The 18,988-nt window shown below is 68.6% G+C and carries 17 protein-coding genes and 1 pseudogene; 3 read left to right on the forward strand and 15 right to left on the reverse strand.

All coding sequences use genetic code 11. The features are described 5' to 3' along the window. Positions 1 to 32: 32 nt before the first annotated feature. The 14 genes and pseudogenes from ACAG20_RS02305 to ACAG20_RS02370 form a co-directional block, all read right to left on the reverse strand. Positions 33 to 1,277 (reverse strand): sulfotransferase, encoded by a 1,245-nt coding sequence (locus ACAG20_RS02305; protein ID WP_370491372.1) that lies wholly within the window; start codon positions 1,275 to 1,277, stop codon positions 33 to 35. Further along, a complete protein-coding gene (locus tag ACAG20_RS02310) occupies positions 1,274 to 2,347 on the reverse strand; it encodes a DUF1214 domain-containing protein (protein WP_112683829.1) in 1,074 nt (357 codons plus the stop codon). The genes ACAG20_RS02305 and ACAG20_RS02310 overlap by 4 nt, the downstream gene beginning before the upstream one ends. Next, positions 2,340 to 2,969: a TetR/AcrR family transcriptional regulator gene (locus ACAG20_RS02315; protein ID WP_112683828.1), complete on the reverse strand. Its 630-nt coding sequence runs from the start codon at positions 2,967 to 2,969 to the stop codon at positions 2,340 to 2,342. The genes ACAG20_RS02310 and ACAG20_RS02315 overlap by 8 nt, the downstream gene beginning before the upstream one ends. Before the next feature lie 48 nt (positions 2,970 to 3,017). Further along, on the reverse strand, positions 3,018 to 3,791 hold the full coding sequence (locus tag ACAG20_RS02320; protein WP_112683874.1) for a class I SAM-dependent methyltransferase: 774 nt from the start codon (positions 3,789 to 3,791) through the stop codon (positions 3,018 to 3,020). A 111-nt stretch (positions 3,792 to 3,902) separates the two neighbouring features. Beyond that, a complete protein-coding gene (locus ACAG20_RS02325; RefSeq protein WP_112683827.1) occupies positions 3,903 to 4,832 on the reverse strand; it encodes a ketopantoate reductase family protein in 930 nt (309 codons plus the stop codon). 4 nt (positions 4,833 to 4,836) lie between these two features. Further along, positions 4,837 to 6,012, reverse strand: a complete 1,176-nt coding sequence (locus ACAG20_RS02330) for an enolase C-terminal domain-like protein (protein WP_112683826.1) — start codon at positions 6,010 to 6,012, stop codon at positions 4,837 to 4,839. A gap of 25 nt (positions 6,013 to 6,037) precedes the next feature. Then, on the reverse strand, positions 6,038 to 6,844 hold the full coding sequence (locus tag ACAG20_RS02335; protein ID WP_370491373.1) for a CoA ester lyase: 807 nt from the start codon (positions 6,842 to 6,844) through the stop codon (positions 6,038 to 6,040). Next, positions 6,841 to 7,414: pseudogene (locus tag ACAG20_RS02340) on the reverse strand (MaoC family dehydratase). The gene ACAG20_RS02335 and the pseudogene ACAG20_RS02340 overlap by 4 nt, the downstream one beginning before the upstream one ends. Beyond that, positions 7,414 to 8,574 carry an acyl-CoA dehydrogenase family protein gene (locus ACAG20_RS02345; RefSeq protein WP_112683824.1) on the reverse strand — a complete coding sequence of 387 codons (1,161 nt, stop codon included), beginning with the start codon at positions 8,572 to 8,574 and terminating at the stop codon, positions 7,414 to 7,416. The pseudogene ACAG20_RS02340 and the gene ACAG20_RS02345 overlap by 1 nt, the downstream one beginning before the upstream one ends. Then, entirely contained in the window at positions 8,571 to 10,553 is a 1,983-nt protein-coding gene (locus tag ACAG20_RS02350) for an acetyl-CoA carboxylase biotin carboxylase subunit (protein WP_370491374.1), read from the reverse strand. The genes ACAG20_RS02345 and ACAG20_RS02350 overlap by 4 nt, the downstream gene beginning before the upstream one ends. A gap of 17 nt (positions 10,554 to 10,570) precedes the next feature. Further along, positions 10,571 to 12,142, reverse strand: a complete 1,572-nt coding sequence (locus ACAG20_RS02355) for a carboxyl transferase domain-containing protein (RefSeq protein WP_112683822.1) — start codon at positions 12,140 to 12,142, stop codon at positions 10,571 to 10,573. Continuing rightward, entirely contained in the window at positions 12,139 to 12,780 is a 642-nt protein-coding gene (locus tag ACAG20_RS02360; RefSeq protein ID WP_112683821.1) for a 3-oxoacid CoA-transferase subunit B, read from the reverse strand. Before ACAG20_RS02360 ends, ACAG20_RS02355 begins: the two co-directional genes overlap by 4 nt. After that, positions 12,780 to 13,523, reverse strand: a complete 744-nt coding sequence (locus ACAG20_RS02365) for a CoA transferase subunit A (protein ID WP_041317559.1) — start codon at positions 13,521 to 13,523, stop codon at positions 12,780 to 12,782. Before ACAG20_RS02365 ends, ACAG20_RS02360 begins: the two co-directional genes overlap by 1 nt. A gap of 75 nt (positions 13,524 to 13,598) precedes the next feature. Continuing rightward, complete coding sequence (locus ACAG20_RS02370; RefSeq protein ID WP_370491375.1) at positions 13,599 to 15,242, reverse strand: AMP-binding protein; 1,644 nt, start codon at positions 15,240 to 15,242, stop codon at positions 13,599 to 13,601. A gap of 99 nt (positions 15,243 to 15,341) precedes the next feature. Between ACAG20_RS02370 and ACAG20_RS02375 the strand changes: the two genes are divergently transcribed. Together ACAG20_RS02375 and ACAG20_RS02380 are read left to right on the forward strand one after the other, a co-directional pair. Further along, positions 15,342 to 15,980, forward strand: a complete 639-nt coding sequence (locus tag ACAG20_RS02375) for a TetR/AcrR family transcriptional regulator (RefSeq protein WP_112683819.1) — start codon at positions 15,342 to 15,344, stop codon at positions 15,978 to 15,980. A gap of 57 nt (positions 15,981 to 16,037) precedes the next feature. Then, a complete protein-coding gene (locus tag ACAG20_RS02380; RefSeq protein ID WP_370491376.1) occupies positions 16,038 to 16,823 on the forward strand; it encodes an MmpS family transport accessory protein in 786 nt (261 codons plus the stop codon). 13 nt (positions 16,824 to 16,836) lie between these two features. Here ACAG20_RS02380 and ACAG20_RS02385 read toward each other — a convergent pair whose 3' ends face one another. After that, a complete protein-coding gene (locus ACAG20_RS02385) occupies positions 16,837 to 18,144 on the reverse strand; it encodes an MFS transporter (protein ID WP_370491377.1) in 1,308 nt (435 codons plus the stop codon). Positions 18,145 to 18,167: 23 nt separating this feature from the next. Here ACAG20_RS02385 and cmrA point away from each other — a divergent pair, with 23 nt between their 5' ends. Then, positions 18,168 to 18,974, forward strand: coding sequence for a mycolate reductase (cmrA, locus tag ACAG20_RS02390; protein WP_370491378.1), 807 nt, complete (start codon positions 18,168 to 18,170; stop codon positions 18,972 to 18,974). Positions 18,975 to 18,988 lie beyond the last annotated feature (14 nt).

Genomic DNA, 18,988 nt, shown 5'->3' on the forward strand with positions numbered 1-18,988 from the left:
GATGGCCATCAATGGCCCGGATTGGCCTCCGATCAGTCGGCGACGAACCGGTTCCGGTAGTCACGCAGCCGTTCGGCGATCTCGTCGGCGTTCAGCCCCAAGTCGGCCCGCTGGTAGTCCACCGTGCCGAAGCGGCCGCGGGGGTGGTCGGCGCAGAACTGAGTCATCGCTTGCCGCGCCCGGTCATCGAGCGGTTGATCGGCCAGTTGGTAGATGGCGGCGACGGTGCCGTCCTCGTCGGCCATGAAGTCATCGAAGCGGACATCGATGGACTGCGCCGCCGGCAGCACGTCGCGATCGGCCAGACACCCGCTGAGTAGGTCGTCGGCACGGTCGAACCAGTACGCCGAGATCTTGACCGGGTCCGGACGGTCGCATCCCATTCGCGCCGCATAGCTGATCATCGTTGTCATCGACTGCGTCACCTCCACCGGGTCCCGGTGGGTGACAACGAAGGTGGCGTCGGGGAAGGTCGCGTACAGCGCCGGGAACTGTTCCAGATGCTGCGGCGATTTGAGCACCCAGCGGGAGCCGCCGCGCAGCCATTGCAGCGCCTGCAGGCTGCGTTTCAGGTAGGCGTATGACGCGGTCTGGTCGTGGGCCTTGTAGTGCTGCGCGAAGGTCGGCAGAAAATAGCTGCACTCGAAGAGCATTCCGGAGATGTCGTTGCCCAGCAGTTGGATCTCCTCGTGGGCGTGGTCGACGGTCATATCGTGCATGCGCTTGAACTCGGGCATCGAGGTGTTGATCAGGTCGAGCCCGACCGCGCAGCGGTCACGCCGGGCCTGCGGATCGGGCTCGCCGGGGGTGGCTATCGGCTCCAGACTTTCCCAGTAGGGCAAATACCGCAGCGCGGGGTCGGCGGCGATCAGGTTGTGCAGATGGGTGGTCCCGGTGCGGGGCAGCCCGCAGATGATGATCGGGCGTTCGATCGCGACGTCTTCGATCTCGGGGTTCGTCGCGATCAGGTCTTCGAGTCGTAGCCGGTTGACCAGGTGACCGGCCAGTTGCTCGAACGCCATCGCTCGCCCCACGCCGGACAGCTCGGCCTCGTCCACCAGCGATCCGCACAGGACGTCGAGACGTTCCCGGAATGCGTTGTCGCCCCAGTTGTCCAGTCCCGTTCGCTCGGTCGCGGTCTGCAGCAGCGCCTCGGGTGTCAGCTGCAGCGCGGCGCCGTAGCCGGCCAGCCCGTCGCGCATCGGCGCGGCGGCCTCCGGGAACACCGGCCTGGCGAGGTCATCGAGGCGGATCGGCGCCGGGCGCGGGCTGTTCATGAGCTCAGCTCAGCGATGTCGACGACCCGGCAGCTCAGCGGGTCCGGGGTTGTCTCCGGCAGGAACCAGCGGAACCAGATCAGGCCGCTCGATCGGCCCCCGGTCGACACCCAGTTCGGATGCCCGGGGTCGGTGTCGCTGATCACGATCTGCCACGAGCCGTCCGGCGCGTAGCCGACCTGGGCACCGTTGATCGTGACCCGCTCACGGGTGTAGTCGTAGGTGTGCAGGAACGGATTCCACAGGCACATGTTCCAGAACACACACTCCGGTGAGGTTCCGTCGACGACGAGGGCCTGGCCGGGTTGCAGCTGGTAGGCCCCCATGGCGTACGCGGCGTCACCGGCGGCCCAGCCGACAGTGCGGCTCGGGACCGGGTAGGGGTCCTGCAGCTCGTTGGCCGGTAGTCGTACCGGTGCCATGGCGGCCTGCTCGCGGATCCAGGTCCGCGCCGCGCGCATCCGCCGGCTCAGGTCGGCGCGGCCATCGGGGCGACGCGGCGTGTCGTCGAGCGCCTCGATCTTCCATTGGGCTCGCCGGTCCGTGCCCGGCTCGGTGCAGTAGTCGCGCGTCAGGATGAAGACCGCGTCGGGTTCGAGCTTGAGCCAATTGCCCTGTTGCTCAGTGGCGCTGATGACGAACTCGAAGGCACCGTCGGTGTCGCATCCCAGGTCACGGTCGTTGATGGTGTCGATGATGCGGTCGCTGTAGCGGCCGTCGTCGGGGCCGCCGTAGACCGTCATCGACAGATAGACCGCCTCGCCGCGGTTACCGGTGACCCGGTAGCTGCGGCCGGGGTCGATCGGCGCCAGCTGGTAGAAGGCGTCGGAGTTGTCACCGCCCCACTTCAGGTACGGGCCGATCACGTCGACCAGGATCGGCTTGTCAGCGTCCCCCCAGATGTAGGCGTCGGCGGCCACCCGCAGCAGGCTCAACGCCCAGCGGTAGCCGTCGAGGATGTCGGCCTCCGGCAGCGGCGGATCGGCGCCCAACAGCCGCTGCTCAACGGCGCGAACCTCTTCGAGCAGGTCCCCGAATGCCTGAGACAGCTCCGACGACTCGTCACCCATCACGGTTCTCCTTCTTTCGCATTCCTTGCAGCACCAGGGAGCAGAGTCGGTCGGCGGCGGAGTCGACGGCATCGGCGGCCAGCACCTGAGCGATATAGAAACTGGTGCCCACCAGCAGGTCGTAGGCGATCTCGACGTCGACGTCGGCGTCGAGCACGCCTTGGTCGATGCCGGTGCTGATCAGTTCCCCGAACGCGGTGCGGGTCTGCTCGTCGAGCAGCTGCTGGGTGCGGATGAACAGCTCCGGGTCGCGGTGGCGGTCGGCCAAGATGCCCAGCGCCGCGGCGGCCACCTCCGGCGAGCGCCAGAACGCGAAGACCCCGGCCACGAACCGGCGCAGGTCCGCCTCGAAGTCGCCCGAACTGGTCAGCAGGTCCCCGACGCTCGAGCCGAAGACCGCGTCGAAGACCAGGTGAGTCTTCGACGGCCAGCGCCGGTAGACCGTGGGACGGCTGACGTCCGCCTCACGGGCGATCGCCTCGATGGACACCTGGTCGTAGCCATCCCGGGCGAGCAGCCGGCGGGCGGCCTCGGCGATCGCCCGCTCGGTGCGCGGATTGCGCGGCCGTCCGCGGGCGGCGGGGGCGGATTGCGGAGCCGTCGCCCGACTGTCCCTGCCCACGAACCAAATATTTACATTACGTAACGTAATTCGTCAATGGTGTGCCCGTCAGAAGGCGTAGCGGTGATACTGCGACATGTTGGCCACCGCCGGAACCCGCGACACCACTTTGCTCAGCGCCCGGTAGCGGCGGGGAAGCCGCCCGTAGGTGTCCGACTCGAACCAGCGGACCCATTGCAGCAGCCGGGTGCCCGGCACCGCCGCCAGGATGTCGTCGGGGCCGTTGATCGCCCAGTGCAGTTTCGCGCCGGAACGCCGCACCACCGCGTTGGACCATTGTGTTTTGATGGCCAGCGAACTGAACGCGTCGAACTGCAACTCCCCGCGCACGCAGTGCTCGACCACGCGACGCAGCAAGGCGAGGCCGTCGCGCTCGGTGAGGTACATGGTCAGCCCTTCGCCGACCATCAATGTCGGTCGACCCGTGGGGATTTCGGCCAACCACGCCGGGTCGGTGACCGATGCCGCCACCACGTGGTTGTGTTCGCGCGCAGGAAGTAGCCGCCGCCGCAGGTCGGCGACGCACCTATAGTCGATGTCATACCAGTCGACGCCCTCGCCGGGCTGCAGCCGGAGATAGCGGGCGTCGAGCCCACACCCCACATGCAGCACCACCGCGTCGGGGTTGACCGCCAGGAATTGGCCGGCCCAGGCGTCGAAGTGCGCCGAGCGGGTGGTCACCGACGGTGACCGGGCGGCGGTGATCGTGGTCGCGCTCCAGTCGTAGTCGATGCGTTCGACCACGGCCTTGGCGTAGTGATCACCCAGGATCGGGTGGGGCAGGTCCGCGTCCAGCGCCTTGGCGTACAGCGTCGCGAGCATGGTCTGCGGGGCGCCGTGCAGGTCCACCCGCGCCTTGTCATCGGTCACGGGTCTGAGGCTAACCCCGCCACCGGCACCGCGTCCCGAACTGAACGCCTCCCGGCGAGGTGTTCAGCCGTCGGGCGTCATCCACTGCCGTTCAACGGCTTTCACCAGCGCGGTCAGTGTCGCGTTGACGGGGGCCTGCTGGCCGGCCGGTGCCGCCCGGCGCACTACCGCGCCGTTGATCACGTCGATCTCGCTGACCCGGCGGGCCAGGTGGTCCAGCAGTGCCGACGGCTTGGCGTCGGGCAGCTGCGCCCCGAAGTCCCGGACGTGCGCAACCGGGTCCGCCACGGCGATGTCGATCCCGGCGGCGCGGGCCACCGCCCAGGCCTCGGTGGCGGCGGCGCGGCTGACCGGTCCCATATCTGCGTCGTCCATGACCTGCCCCACCGTCATGCCGGTCAGTGCGCAGGGCGCGCTGTAGGCGACATTGCAGATCAACTTCTCCCACTGCATCGCGGCGATGTCGGCGACTGCGGCCGCGTCGAATCCGGCGTCGGTCCACACTCGCGCGGTCTCCTCGACCGCCGCAAACGGCAGCGCCGCAAAGGCTCCGAACCGGACTGCCCGCATGGCGTTGTGATGCACGTGTCCGGGCGCGGGACGTGACGCGCCGAAACCACTGGCGATGCCCACCGCCACCCGCTCGGCTCCCACGATGTCGGCGACGGTGTCGGCCGATCCCAGTCCGTTCTGGATGGTCAGCACCGGTGTGTCCTCGCCGAGCAACGGCAGTGCCTGGGCAGCCCCGGCGGCGACGTCGGCGGCTTTGACCGCGAGCACCACCAGGTCCATCGGCTCTGCCGGCGCCACGGTGACCGCCCGCATCGCCACCACCTGATCGGATTGCGGCCCGCTGATGCGCAAGCCGTCCCGGTTGATCGCTTCGACGTGGGCGGGTGAGCGGTCCAGGGCCAGGACGTCGTTGCCGGCGGCAGCCAGTCGCCCGGCGTAGATCGATCCCATGGCGCCGCATCCGATGACCGCGACCTTCACCTGCTCATGCCTCCATGAGGGCGATCGCGGCGAGCAGGTCGGGCTTTTCCTCGAGCCCGAATCCCGGGGCGTCGGTGGGCGCGATGGTGCCACCGGCCAGCCGGCATCCGGGCGAGTAGCCGCCGAAGGGTGCGAACACCCCCGGATAGGACTCGCAGCCTCCCAAGCCCAGTCCCACCGCGATGTGCAGGTTGATCAGGTGGCCGCCGTGCGGGAAGGCGCAACCGCGGTCGAAGCCGTGTGACTCGAGCACCTCGATCATGCGGGCGTATTCGGTCAGCCCGTAGCTGAGTCCCGCGTCCATCTGGAAGATGTCGCGGCCCGGGCGCATGCCGCCGTAGCGCACCAGGTTGGTCACGTCACGCGCGGAGAACAGGTTCTCGCCGGTGGCGATCGCTCCCGGGTAACCGGTGGTCAGCTGGGCATTCAACACGAAGTCCAGCGGGTCGCCGGGCTCCTCGTACCAGCGCAGGCCGTAGGGGCTCAGCGTCTGCGCCCACTGCCCAGCGGCTGTGGCGTCGAATCGACCGTTGGCGTCGACGGCCACCCGTGCGCCGCTGCCCAGCACGTCGATGGCCGCCTCGATACGGTCCAGGTCCTCGCGCATCGGCGCGCCGCCGATCTTTATCTTGACCGCGTCATAGCCCAGATCGAGATAGCCACGCATCTCGGTCCGGAGCCGGTCCACGCCGTCTGCCGGATAGTAGTACCCGCCTGCGGCGTACACCGGAACCGCTGGCACGGCCCCATCCCAGCCCAAGTTGCGGCCGAAGTGTCGCGCGATGGTGCGGTAGGCGGGCTCGTCGGCGAGTTTCGCTTTGAGATCCCAGCACGCCAGTTCCAAGGCCGCCGCCGCGCCGGCGCGGTCACCGTGGCCGCCGGGCTTCTCGTCGACGAGCGCCTGGTACAGCACCCGGGCGGGGTCGATGTGGCCGTCATCGTCGAGTAGCGACTCCGGGTCGGCGCGCAGCACCCGCGGGATCATCCGATCGGCCAGGATGCCGCCCTGAGCGAACCGGCCGATCGAGTTGAACGCGATGCCGATCACCGGTTTTCCGTTCCGTATCCGGTCGGTGACGATGGCGACCAGTGACACGGTGTGCCGGGAGAAATCCACCAGTGCGTTGGCGATCTCGCCGCTCAACGGCACCGATCTTTCGACGATCCGGGTGATGCGCACGCGCCGTCGCTCCTGTCGGTAGGCGTTACTCCGCTCGCCGCAGGATAGCCTCAGCGTGCCGCAGCACCGGCGAGTCCACCATTTGTCCCTCGAAGGCGAACACGCCCCGCTCGTGCTGTGCCGCGGCGAGTACCCTTCGCGCCCAGTCGATCTTGTCCTCGGCCGGTCGGTAGGCGTCGCGCACCACCGCAACCTGGGTGGGATGGATGCACACCGTGGCGGCGAACCCGACTGCGGCGCCGTCGAGCGCCTCGGCCCGCAACCCGTCGAGATCACCGATATTGAGGTAGACGGCGTCGAGCGCGGCACGCCCGAACGCCGACGCCGCCAGCAGCACCGTCGAACGCGCGTGCCGGGCGAAGTCCCGATAGCTGCCGTCCACGTGACGGCTGGAGCCCCCGCCCATGGCGGCGACCAGGTCCTCGGCACCCCACATCATCGCCGCACAGGCCTGCGCGGCGGCGATCTCGGTCGCGAACACGACGCCGCGCGGGGTTTCGGCCAGCGCGACGACCTGCCGCGGCGCCAGCGCATCGACCTGGGCGGCCGACTCGGTCTTGGCCAGCATCACCGTCGTGTAGGCGGTGTCGGCCAGCGCCGCCAGATCGCGCGACTGATCCTCGGTACCGGAAGGGTTGATCCGCACCACGGTCCGCTCCGGGTCGAGCTGGTTGTCCCGCAACGCTTCCCGGGCAGCGGGCCGGTCGGCGGCGGCCACCCCGTCCTCCAGGTCGAGGATGACCACGTCGGCTGCCGCGGCGGCCTTTGCGTAGCGCTCCGGGCGATCGGCCGGGCAGAACAGCCAGGCCGGTCCGGTGGAGAGCAGGTTCATGCCGACTCTCCTGCCGGCCGCTTGCGCACCAACGTGGTCCGCACCGCGCGGGCCACCACGTCGCCGTGCTGGTTGCGCCCGACATGCTCGAGCGTCACGATGCCCTCCCCGGGACGGCTCTTGGACTCGCGCTTGTCGGTGCAGACCGTCTCGGCGTAGAGGGTGTCGCCGTGAAACACCGGCTTGGGAAACGACACCTCCGAGAATCCGAGGTTGGCCACGATGGTGCCCAGCGTCAACTGAGCGACCGACAGCCCGACGAGCGTGGACAGGGTGAACATGGAGTTCACCAGCCGCTCACCACGGAAGCCGGGCTGCTCGGCGGCCCAGGCCGCATCCAGGTGCAGCGACTGGGTGTTCATGGTCAGCGTGGTGAACAGCACGTTGTCGGCCTCGGTGACGGTGCGCCCGGGGCGGTGGGCATACGTGGTGCCGATCTCGTACTCCTCGAACCACAGTCCGCGCTGCTCGACGGTTTTACCCACGCCCTGTCCCCTCTCGTTCGTCGACTCGCAATTCTGCGACGCGACACGCCGCTGCTGTGTCGCGAGATTCCCGCTCGCGGCTCATCACAGTCCCAGCGACCGTGCGATCAGCATCAACTGCACCTCGGTGGTGCCCTCGCCGATCTCCAGGATCTTGCTGTCCCGGTAATGGCGGGCCACCGGATATTCGTTGATGAAGCCGTACCCGCCGTGAATCTGGGTGGCGTCGCGGGCGTTGTCCATCGCCGCCTCCGAGGAGATCATCTTGGCGATCGCCGCCTCCTTCTTGAACGGCTTGCCCGCCATCATCTTCGCCGCGGCGTCGTAGTAGGCGGTGCGTGCCACGTGAGCGCGCGCCTCCATCCGCGCGATCTTGAAGCTGATCGCCTGGTAGGAGCCGATCGGCTGGCCGAATGCCTCGCGCTCACCGGCGTACTTGACGCTCTCGTCGACGCAACCCTGTGCGACCCCGGTGGCCACCGCGGCGATCGCGATGCGGCCCTCATCGAGGATCGACAGGAAGTTCGCGTACCCCCGGCCCTCTTCGCCGAGCAGATTGGCTTGCGGGACACGGGCGTCGACGAAGGTGAGCGGATGGGTGTCCGAGGCGTTCCAACCCACCTTGTTGTAGGCCGGTTCGACGGTGAAACCCGGTGTGCCGGAAGGGACGATGATCGTGGAGATCTCCTTGCGGCCGTCGGGCGCGGTCCCGGTGACGGCGGTGACGGTCACCAGCGAGGTGATGTCGGTGCCGGAGTTGGTGATGAACTGTTTGGTGCCGTTGATGACCCACTCGTCGCCGTCCAGCCGCGCGGTGGTGCGGGTGCCGCCGGCATCCGAACCGGCACCGGGCTCGGTGAGGCCGAATCCGGCAAGCGCACGGCCGGCGACCAGGTCGGGCAGCCAGGTCTGCCGCTGTTCCTCGGTGCCGAATCGGTAGATCGGCATCGCCCCGAGGCCCACCCCCGCCTCGAGCGTCATCGCAACGGACTGGTCGACCTTGCCGAGCTCCTCCAGGGCGAGCGCCAGCGCAAAGTAGTCGCCGCCCATCCCGCCGTACTCCTCGGGGAACGGCAGGCCGAACAGCCCCATGTCCGCCATCTTGGCGACCACCTCGTAGGGGAAGCTGTGCTCTTCGTCGTGTTTGGCCGACACCGGCGCGACAACGGTGCGGGCGAACTCGGCGACCGTGTGCTGCAGATCCTGGTACTCCTTGGGCAGCTCGCCTGCCGTGATCGTCGTCATTGCTGCTCGTCCTCACTTGATTCGGGAATCAGTCGGGCCAATACCTGGTCCACCGTCACCTGATCGCCCACCGATACCAATACCTGCACCCGGCCACTGATCGGCGCGGTCAAGGTGTGCTCCATCTTCATCGCCTCGACCACCACGACCGGATCGCCCTCGTCGACCGGCGTTTCGGACGCGACATTCACCGCGATCACGCTGCCGGGCATCGGGCTGACTATCTCGGCGCTGCGCGGACCGACGGCGGACCGCACCACGGTGCTTTCCTGGGCTTCACGCAGCTGCCAGGTGCCGCGCTCATCGGAGATCCACAGCTGCCCGTCGTGCTCGGCGAACCTGTAACGGCGTCGTCGGCCCGCCAGTGTCACCGTCAGCCGGTCGCCCTCCACTTCGGCGCTGCCGCTGTGGATCTCGCCGCCGCCGACCTGCACCCGCGCGGCCGCCGGAAGCCCCCACACCGACACCGTCTCCGACCGAAGCGGCGTGCGCATCTCGGTGCGTACCGGTGCCGACGCGCCGATCCGCCATCCGCTGGGGTTGGCCCACAGTGATTTACGGCCGGACAGCGCCCATTGGCGGTAGAGGCCGCCGGCGGCCAGCACGTCGTCAGGGGCGGGTGCCGGCGCGAAGTCGGCCGACCTGGTGTCGAGCAGTTCGGTGTCGAGATCCCCGGCGACCACCCGCTCGTCGGCGAGCAGGAACCGCAGAAACTCGACGTTGGTCTGCACGCCGAACACGGCGGTGCAGGCCAGCGCCGCATCGAGCCGCGCCAGCGCTTGCGTCCGGTCGGCGCCGTGCGCGATCACCTTGGACAGCATCGGGTCGTAGTCGCTGCCGACCACGGTGCCGTCCTGCAACGACGAGTCCACCCGAATACCGGGGCCGGTGGGTTCGTGCACCGCCAGCACCCGCCCGCCGGTGGGCAGGAAGCCGCGCGCGGGGTCTTCGGCGTACACCCGGGCCTCGATCGCGTGTCCGCTCAACGTGATCTCGTCCTGGGCGAACGGCAGCTTCTCGCCGGCGGCAACCCGCAGCTGCCACTCGACGAGGTCGAGGCCGGTGACCGCTTCGGTAACCGGGTGCTCGACCTGCAGCCGGGTGTTCATCTCCATGAAGAAGAACTCGTCCGGGCGATCCGCGGAGACGATGAACTCCACCGTGCCGGCGCCGACGTAGTCGACGCTGCGGGCGGTGTTGCACGCCGCGGTCCCGATCCGGTCCCGGGTCGCAGCATCCAGCAGCGGTGACGGCGCCTCCTCGATCACCTTCTGATGGCGTCGCTGCAGACTGCATTCCCGTTCGCCGAGGTGCACCACGTTGCCCTGGGTATCGGCGAGCACCTGGACCTCGATGTGGCGGGGCCGCAACACGAATCGCTCCAGGAACAGCGTGTCGTCGCCGAACGCGGACGCCGCCTCACGTCGCGCGGTGGCCAGCGAAGCCCGCAGCTGCGCGGGGTCGTCGACCAGGTGCATGCCTTTGCCGCCGCCGCCCGCCGACGGCTTGATCAACACCGGGTAGCCGATCTCGGCTGCCGCACCGGTCAGCTCGTCGTCGGTCAGGCCCGGCTGGGCGATGCCGGGAACCACCGGTACATCGAAGGCGGTGACGGTGTTCTTCGCGGAGATCTTGTCGCCCATCACCTCGATGGCGCGCGCCGGCGGCCCGATGAACACCACCCCGGCCGCCTCGCAGGCGGCGGCGAATCCGGCGTTCTCGGAAAGGAACCCGTAGCCGGGGTGAATCGCCTGTGCGCCGGTGGCCGCGGCGGCTTCGAGCACCGCGGGGATCGACAGGTAGCTCTCCAGCACCGGCGCGGGGCCGAGCCGCACCGCGGTGTCGGCTTCGCGCACATGCCGCGCTCCGGCGTCGGCGTCGCTGTAGACCGCCACCGACCGGATCCCCATCCGGCGCAGGGTGCGGATCACCCGGACTGCGATCTCACCGCGATTGGCTACCAGGACCGTATCGAACATGGCTGTATTCATCTGGGTCACATCCGGAAGACGCCGTAGGAGACCGGGTCCAGCGGCGCGTTAGCGCAGACCGAAAGCGCCAGCCCCAGCACTGTTCTGGTGTCGGCCGGGTCGATGATGCCATCGTCCCACAGCCGTGCGGTCGAGTAGTAAGGGTTGCCCTGCGCCTCGTATTGGTCCCGGATCGGGGCCTTGAACGCCTCCTCGTCCTCGGGCGACCAGGGCTTGCCGGCCGCGTCGAGCTGGTCACCGCGCACCGTGGCCAGCACCGACGCAGCCTGCTCGCCACCCATCACCGAGATCCGGGCGTTGGGCCACATCCACAGAAACCGCGGCGAATACGCCCGGCCGCACATGGAGTAGTTGCCCGCCCCGTAGGACCCGCCGATCACCACCGTCAGCTTGGGCACCCGCGCGCAGGCCACCGCGGTGACCATTTTGGCGCCGTGTTTGGCGATGCCGCCGGCCTCGTAGTCGCGGCCGACCATGAAACCGGCGATGTTCTGCAAGAACACCAATGGGATGGCGCGCTTGTCGCACAGTTCGATGAAATGCGCGCCCTTGAGCGCCGACTCACCGAACAGCACTCCGTTGTTGGCGATGATGCCCACCGGGTGGCCGTGGATGCGGGCGAACGCGGTCACCAGGGTCTTGCCGTATTCGGCCTTGAACTCGCTGAACTCGCTGCCGTCGACAATGCGGGTGATGACCTGCCGCACGTCATAGGGCACCCGCGGGTCCGGGGGGACCACGTCGTAGAGCTCCGCGGGGTCATGGTTCGGGTCCACGGAACGCTTGATTTCCCAGGGGCTTTCGGATCTCGGCCCGAAGGTCTGCGCGATCTGGCGGACGATGCGCAGCGCATGTTCATCGTCATCGGCCAGATAGTCGGTGACCCCGGAGACCTTGGAGTGCAGGTCTCCCCCGCCCAGTTCTTCGGCGGTCACCACCTCTCCGGTGGCGGCCTTCACCAGCGGCGGGCCGCCCAGGAAGATGGTGCCCTGTTCGCGGACGATGACGGCCTCGTCGCTCATCGCGGGAACGTAGGCGCCGCCGGCGGTGCAGGAGCCGAGCACCGCGGCGATCTGCGGGATGCCCGCCGCGCTCATGGTCGCCTGGTTGTAGAAGATCCGGCCGAAGTGCTCGCGATCGGGGAACACCTCGTCCTGACGGGGCAGAAACGCGCCGCCGGAGTCCACCAGGTAAATGCAGGGCAGCCGGTTGCCCAGCGCGACTTCCTGGGCGCGCAGGTGCTTCTTGACCGTGACCGGATAGTAGGTGCCGCCCTTGACGGTGGCGTCGTTGGCGACGATCACGCATTCCCGCCCGGACACCCGCCCGATCCCGGTGATGATCCCGGCACCGGGGCACTCGTCGTCGTACATGCCGTCGGCGGCCAGCGGCGCCAGCTCCAGAAACGGGCTGCCCGGATCCAGCAACCGGTCGACCCGGTCGCGCGGCAATAGCTTGCCCCGCGACACGTGCCGCTGCCGGGACTGCTCGCTACCGCCGAGCGCCGCGGTCGCCAGCTTGGTGTTGAGCTCGGTGACCAGCCGCCGGTGCTCGTCGGCGAATGCTGGGGCCGTCATGACACCTTCGAAAGATTCAACGGGGCACCGGTTTTCGCGACCACCTCATCGACGGAGACGCCGGGCGCGGTCTCCACCAACTCCAGGCCCGCTTCGGTGACGTCGATGACGGCCAAGTCGGTGATGATGCGGTCGACGCAGCGGGCGCCGGTGAGCGGCAACGTGCACTGTTCGACGATCTTGGCGCTGCCGTCCTTGGCGGCATGTTCCATCATCACGATGACCCGGCGCGCCCCGTGCACCAGGTCCATCGCCCCGCCCATGCCCTTGATCATCTTGCCGGGGATCATCCAGTTGGCCAGGTCGCCGACCGCTGACACCTGCATGGCGCCGAGCACCGCTACGTCGAGGTGGCCGCCGCGGATCACCCCGAAGGACGCGGACGATGAGAAGAACGACGCGCCCGGGAGGACGGTCACTGTTTCTTTGCCGGCGTTGATCAAGTCGGCGTCGAGGTCCTCGCGGCGCGGGTACGGCCCCACACCGAGGATCCCGTTCTCCGAATGCAGCACCACGCTGACACCGTCGGGGATGTGGTTGGGAATCAAGGTCGGCAACCCGATGCCCAGGTTGACGTATTGCCCGTCTTCCAACTCCGCGGCGACCCGTGCGGCCAGTTCGTCACGTGTGCGTGTCATCAGCGCACCGTCTCCCGTTCGATTCGTTTCTCCGGATTCGGTACGTGCACCACCCGGTGCACGTGAATACCCGGGGTGTGCACCTCGGCGGGACAGATCTCGCCGGGCTCGACCAGGTGCTCGACTTGAGCGATGGTGATCCGGCCCGCTGCGGCGCAGTCCGGGTTGAAGTTGGCCGCGGCCTCCCGGTAGACGAGGTTTCCGTGCCGATCGCCCTTCCAGGCGTGCACCAACGCGAAATCGGTGCGGATCGCCCGCTCCAGCACGTAGGTGCGCCCGTCGAAGTCCCGGGTCTCCTTGCGCGGTGAGGCCACCGCCACCCCGCCGGCACCGTCGTAGCGCCACGGCAAGCCGCCGTCGGCGACCTGGGTGCCCACCCCGGTCGGTGTGTAGAACGCCGGGATCCCGGCACCCCCGGCCCGCAGCCGCTCGGCCAGCGTGCCCTGCGGGGTCAGCTCCACCTCGAGCTCTCCGGACAGGAACTGCCGGGCGAATTCCTTGTTCTCGCCGACGTAGGAGCTCACGGTGCGTCGGATCCGCTTGTGTTCCAAGAGCACTCCCAGCCCGATGCCGTCGACGCCGCAGTTGTTCGAGACGGTTTCCAGATCGGTGACACCGAGTTGCAGGACGGCGTTGATCAGCGCCTCCGGTATGCCGCAGAGTCCGAACCCGCCCACCGCCAGTGACGCGCCGTCGGTCACGTCGGCCACGGCTGCTGCCGCCGTCGCCACGACCTTGTCTATCGCCACCCGCGCCTCCTCGTTTTCAGTTAATGTTGATTAACTGACAGCAGAGAATACCATTCTCGCGCTGTCCTGTCAGCCGTCACCCAGCTGCTCGATCACCTGTCGACGCACCTCGTCCTTACGGACCTTGCCGGTGACCGTCATCGGGAACTCCGTTACCACGCGCAGGTACCGCGGCACCTTGAAGTGCGCCAGTCGGCCGGTGCAGAACTCGCGCAGTCGGTCAATGGTCAGCGGCCCCGCCCCGTCGCGCAGCATGACCACCGCCATCAGTTCCTCACCGTAGATTTCGTCGGGCACACCGATGACCTGAGCGTCGAGGATGTCAGGGTGGCTGTGCAGAAACTCCTCGATCTCACGCGGGTAGATGTTCTCCCCGCCGCGAATCACCATGTCTTTGATCCGCCCGGTGATCCGCACGTATCCGTCGTCGTCCATGACGGCCAGATCGCCGCTGTGCATCCAGCCTTCGGCGTCGATGGCCGCTTCGGTCTTGGCCGGGTCGTTCCAGTAGCCGGTCATCACCGAATAGCCGCGGGTGCACAGTTCGCCGACCTGTCCCCGCGGCACCGGGTGGCCGGTGGCGGGGTCGATCAGCTTGATCTCCAGGTGCGGCCCCACCCGTCCGACGGTCTCCACCCGCTGGATCAGCGAGTCCCCGCTGCGGGTTTGGGTCGACACCGGCGACGTCTCGGTCATGCCGTAGCAGATGGCGACCTCGGTCATGTGCATGTCGTCGATCACCCGCCGCATCACCTTCGCCGGGCACGGTGAGCCCGCCATGATCCCGGTGCGCAGGCTGGTGAGGTCGTAGTCGGCGAAGCCGGGCAATTCGAGTTCGGCGATGAACATGGTGGGCACCCCGTAGAGGCTGGTGCAGGCCTCGTCCTGCACGGCGCGCAGCGTGGCCGCCGGATCGAAGCCGGGCGCCGGGATGACGATGGCCGCACCATGGCTGGCGGCCGCCAGGTTGCCCATCACCATCCCGAAGCAGTGATAAAACGGGACGGGCAGGCAGATCCGGTCCAGCTGCGTGTAACCCAGCAACTCGCCGACCAGGTAGCCGTTGTTGAGGATGTTGTGATGACTGAGCGTCGCCCCCTTCGGGTAACCGGTTGTGCCCGAGGTGTATTGGATATTGATCGGATCGGTGGCCCGCAGCGATCCGGAGGCGTGCGCCAGTGCCACCGTGTCGGCGGGTGTGCCGGCCAGCTCACGCCAACGCGCGCTGCCGATGAACACCGCTTCACGCAGGTCCGGACACGCCGGCACCACCTCACCCAGCAGCGCGACGTAGTCGGAGGTCTTGAACCGCGGGGCAGCGATGACCATTGCAACCCCGGACTGCTTGAGCGCGTAGGCCAGCTCGTGGGAGCGGTAGGCGGGGTTGAGGGTGACCAGTATCGCGCCGATCTCAGCGGTGGCGTACTGGGTCAGCACCCATTCGGCGCAGTTGGGCGCCCAGACGCCGACCCGGTCCCCCGCGGTGATCCCCAGCTGCAGCAGACCGGTCGCCAGCCGGCGCACATCGCGCCACAGCTGCGCATAGTTCCATCGCCGTCGGGCCGGAAAGTCAACCAGCGCATCGTGATCCGGGTGCGCGCTCGCGGTTGCGGCGAGACAGGCTCCGATGGTCATCTGCAGCAAGGCCGGTCGGGTCTCGCCGCGAGCGTAGGACACATCGCCGCGAGCTGCGGGCCGTCCCGCCGTTGCCATCAGTCCTCCACCGGAGTCGCCCGGAGCCGGTTCGGCCCCAGGGATGGGTGCTACGTTAGTGACCATTAACTCAGCTGTCCACGATTGAGCGGAGGCGCGATGGCAGCATCCGTTCCCGCCGACGACGAGCCGGCCAGCCGACGAAGCAGGCTGAAATCCGACCGGCGCAGCCAATTGCTTGCCGCCGCCGAACGGCTGTTTGCACAACGCGGCTTCCTGGCGGTGCGCCTGGAGGACATCGGCGCGGCCGCCGGCGTCAGCGGTCCGGCGATCTATCGGCACTTCCCCAACAAGGAAGCCCTGTTGGTCGAACTGCTGGTCGGCATCAGCACCCGGTTGCTCGCCGGAGCGCGCGCCGTCGAATCCGGCGGGCGGAACCCGGACGAGGTGCTGGACGGCCTGATCGAGTTCCATCTCGACTTCGCGCTCGGAGAGCCGGATCTGATCCGGATCCAGGACCGCGACCTGGCTCAGCTGCCGGCCGGCGCGCAGCGTCAGGTACGTAGCGCCCAGCGGCAGTACGTCGAGGTCTGGGTAGGTGTGCTGTGCGCCCGGTACGCCGGACTGGCCGAACCCGACGCCCGGTTGATGGCCCACGCGGTGTTCGGGCTGTTGAACTCGACCCCCTACAGCGTCAAGCCGGCCGGTGCCAAGTCGGCCGCGCCGGAGCGCTCCCGAGCGGTGTTGCGGGCGATGACGATCAGCGCGCTGGGTGCCGCCGGGTTTTCAACGGGCTGACCGACGACACGGTCGTGGGCGGCGCTGCGCAGGTACCCTGCAATCCATGAGGTGGGTATGACCGATCCTTATCGACCGGAGGATTCCGATCGACCCTGGCAGCGCAGCGGGGCCACCGAGCCGTCGACCTTCGGCTTTCCGCCGCACGTCGATCCGGCCTACGCGGGCCAGCTTCCGTCATACCCGGCCGGCTATCCGCCGCAGGCCGCCGACCCAACCGCTCAACTGCCGCGGCAGCACTGGGAACCGGCGCATTCGGGCGGCGCGGGCGGCGGTCCGGGCGGCGGCGCCCCGCCGCGTGGCGAGGGCGGCCCGCCGGAACCGCCGCGGTTCCCGAACTGGCTGTGGCTGGTGGCCGGTGGCGCGGTGCTGTTGGTGGTCGGCATGGTGATCGCCCTGGTGATCGCCAACGGCTCGGGGCGCAATTCGGCTACGGTCACACCGGTTTCGCCGTTGCGGACGGCGCCGAGCACACCGATTCCCAAGCGCACCCCGACCACCACGCCGCCACCGCGGTCCTCGACGCCCAGCACCACGCCGAGCACGCCGCCACCGACCACGTCGACGACCGCAGGGGTTCCCGAGACGATCGTCTACAGCGTCACCGGGACCGGCCGGGCGCTCAGCATCGCCTACATCGACACCGGTGGAATGCTGCAGACCGAGTTCAACGTGATGCTGCCGTGGCGCAAGCAGGTCACCCTGACGCCGCCGGCGACGACCGCGGCGGCGGTCACGGTGGTCAACTTCGGCGAGCAGATCACCTGCTCGGTGTCGGTGGACGGCACCCAGGTGCGCCAGCGCACCGGTTCGATCCTCACGGTGTGCGCAGCGGCCGGTTGAGCCGTTAGGCCGCTCACCGCGGCGCGCGCACTCCCAGCATCGCCAGCAATCCGAGCACCAGCACGGTGCACAGCCCGCCCATGCCGGCCCGGTCGCTGCGGAAGACATCGACGAACACCGAGAACAGCCACGGCGCCAGGAACGACACGGCGCGACCGGTCATGGTGTAGAGCCCGAACGCAACCCCTTCGAACCCCTCCCGGCCTTGCTGCGCCATCCGCAGCAACAGCGTGCGCGCCGAGGACTGGGTGGGCCCGATGAACAGGCAGAGCAGCAGACCGCAGGCCCAGAACGCCCCCGGACCCGTCAGTGCCATCAGCGTGGTCCCGGCGGCGACCATGGCCGCCAGCGACCCGACGATCACCGTCTTGGAGCCGATCCGGTCGTCGAGCAGGCCGCCGGCGACCGCGCCGACCGCGGCCACCACGCTGGCGGCGACCCCGAAGATCAGCACATCACCGGCTGAAATCCCGTAGACGTTGACGCCGAGAACCGCACCGAACGCGAACACCCCGGCCAGTCCGTCACGGAAGATCGCGCTGGCAACCAGGTAGAAGACCAGGTTGCGGTCGCGGCGCCACTCGCCGCTGATGTCGCGCCACAGCTGACGATAGCCGCCGAACAGGCCCAGCCGGGGCGGCGGTGGACCGTCGGCACCGGCGAACCGGTGCGCGGTGAGCAGCAGTGGCAACGCGAACAACGCCAGCCATGCTGCGGTGAGCCACATCGCCGCCCGCACGTTCTGCCCGTCCGCCACCGGCAGGCCCAGCAGCCCACGGGTGGGGCCACTGCCGGAGATGAAGCCCACGTAGACCACCAGCAACAGCACCACGCTGCCGGCATAGCCTGCCGCCCAACCGAATCCGGAGATGCGCCCGGAGTTCTGCGGCGTCGACAGCTGCCGCAGCATGGCGTTGTAGGGGACGCTGGCCAGGTCACCGCAGGCCGCGGTCAGCGCCAGCAGCAGCAGCCCCGGAGCCAGGTAGGCCGGTGAGTCGCGAATCATGCTCATCGATGCGATCAGCACCACCGCGGTGCCGGTCAGGACCGTCAGCGTCACCCGGCGACGGTGCGGTGCGGCGACCCACACCCCGACCACCGGCGCCACGACGGCCACCGTCAAACCGGAGAGGGCCAGAGTGCGGCCCAGCCAGCTGGCCGGCGACACCGAACCGGGCAGTTCCCGGCCGACGCTGCTGGTCAGATAAACCGAGAACACGAACGTCACCGCGATCGCGCTGACGGCCGCGGAACCGGTATCCCACAACGCCCATGCCACGATCCGCGATCGACCGGATCTGACCACTCCCGTGGCATTCATGCCTGGCACTCTACGATTGGCCCATGCCAGTGCCTGCTCCCAGCCCGGATGCCCGCGCCGTCGTCACCGGAGCGTCCCAGGGCATCGGCGAAGCGCTGGCCACCGAGCTGGCCGCCCGGGGCCACTCGCTGATCATCACCGCGCGCCGAGAAGACGTGCTCGACGAGGTGGCGGCCCGGCTGCGCGACAAATACCGGGTCACCGTGGAGGTCCGGGCGGTCGACCTGGCCGATCCGCCGGCCCGCGATGAATTCTGTAGCGAACTGGCCGGGCGGGAGGTCTCGGTGTTGTGCGCCAACGCCGGCACCGCGACGTTCGGGCCGATCGCCAATCTCGATCCGGCAACCGAGAAGGCCCAAGTGCAACTGAACGCGGTTGCGGTGCACGACCTGGTGCTGGCGGTGCTGCCGGGCATGCTGGCGCGCCGCGCCGGCGGCATCCTGATCTCGGGTTCGGCTGCCGGCAACTCGCCGATACCCAACAACGCCACCTACGCCGCGACCAAGGCCTTCGCCAACACCTTCAGCGAGTCGCTGCGCGGCGAGCTGCTCAAGTCCGGGGTGCACGTGACGCTGTTGGCGCCGGGGCCGGTGCGCGCCGAGGCGCCCGATGCCGCCGAAGCGTCACTGGTCGACAAGCTGATACCGGATTTCTTGTGGATCTCCACCCAGCACACCGCCAAGCTCTCGCTGGATGCGTTGGAGCGCAACAAGATGCGCGTCGTGCCCGGGATCACATCGAAGGCCATGTCGGTGGCCAGCGGGTACGCTCCGCGTGCCATCGTCACGCCGATCGTCGGCGCGGTCTACAAGAAGCTCGGCGGGGGTTAGCTAGCGCCCTCCAG

Origin of the sequence: Mycobacterium sp. pW045 (assembly GCF_041287085.1) — a bacterium.
Classification (GTDB): Bacteria; Actinomycetota; Actinomycetes; order Mycobacteriales; family Mycobacteriaceae; genus Mycobacterium; species Mycobacterium algericum_A.

What these genes read in the sequence shown, in the direction of transcription:
- ACAG20_RS02335 (WP_370491373.1), bottom strand. Translation starts at nt 6,844, where the DNA reads ATGAACCTGCTCTCCACCGGACCGGCCTGGCTGTTCTGCCCGGCCGAT.
- ACAG20_RS02320 (WP_112683874.1), bottom strand. Translation starts at nt 3,791, where the DNA reads ATGCTCGCGACGCTGTACGCCAAGGCGCTGGACGCGGACCTGCCCCAC.
- ACAG20_RS02350 (WP_370491374.1), bottom strand. Translation starts at nt 10,553, where the DNA reads ATGTTCGATACGGTCCTGGTAGCCAATCGCGGTGAGATCGCAGTCCGG.
- ACAG20_RS02370 (WP_370491375.1), bottom strand. Translation starts at nt 15,242, where the DNA reads ATGGCAACGGCGGGACGGCCCGCAGCTCGCGGCGATGTGTCCTACGCT.
- ACAG20_RS02380 (WP_370491376.1), top strand. Translation starts at nt 16,038, where the DNA reads ATGACCGATCCTTATCGACCGGAGGATTCCGATCGACCCTGGCAGCGC.
- ACAG20_RS02310 (WP_112683829.1), bottom strand. Translation starts at nt 2,347, where the DNA reads ATGGGTGACGAGTCGTCGGAGCTGTCTCAGGCATTCGGGGACCTGCTC.
- ACAG20_RS02360 (WP_112683821.1), bottom strand. Translation starts at nt 12,780, where the DNA reads ATGACACGCACACGTGACGAACTGGCCGCACGGGTCGCCGCGGAGTTG.
- ACAG20_RS02355 (WP_112683822.1), bottom strand. Translation starts at nt 12,142, where the DNA reads ATGACGGCCCCAGCATTCGCCGACGAGCACCGGCGGCTGGTCACCGAG.
- ACAG20_RS02385 (WP_370491377.1), bottom strand. Translation starts at nt 18,144, where the DNA reads ATGAATGCCACGGGAGTGGTCAGATCCGGTCGATCGCGGATCGTGGCA.
- ACAG20_RS02305 (WP_370491372.1), bottom strand. Translation starts at nt 1,277, where the DNA reads ATGAACAGCCCGCGCCCGGCGCCGATCCGCCTCGATGACCTCGCCAGG.
- ACAG20_RS02345 (WP_112683824.1), bottom strand. Translation starts at nt 8,574, where the DNA reads ATGACGACGATCACGGCAGGCGAGCTGCCCAAGGAGTACCAGGATCTG.
- cmrA (WP_370491378.1), top strand. Translation starts at nt 18,168, where the DNA reads ATGCCAGTGCCTGCTCCCAGCCCGGATGCCCGCGCCGTCGTCACCGGA.
- ACAG20_RS02375 (WP_112683819.1), top strand. Translation starts at nt 15,342, where the DNA reads ATGGCAGCATCCGTTCCCGCCGACGACGAGCCGGCCAGCCGACGAAGC.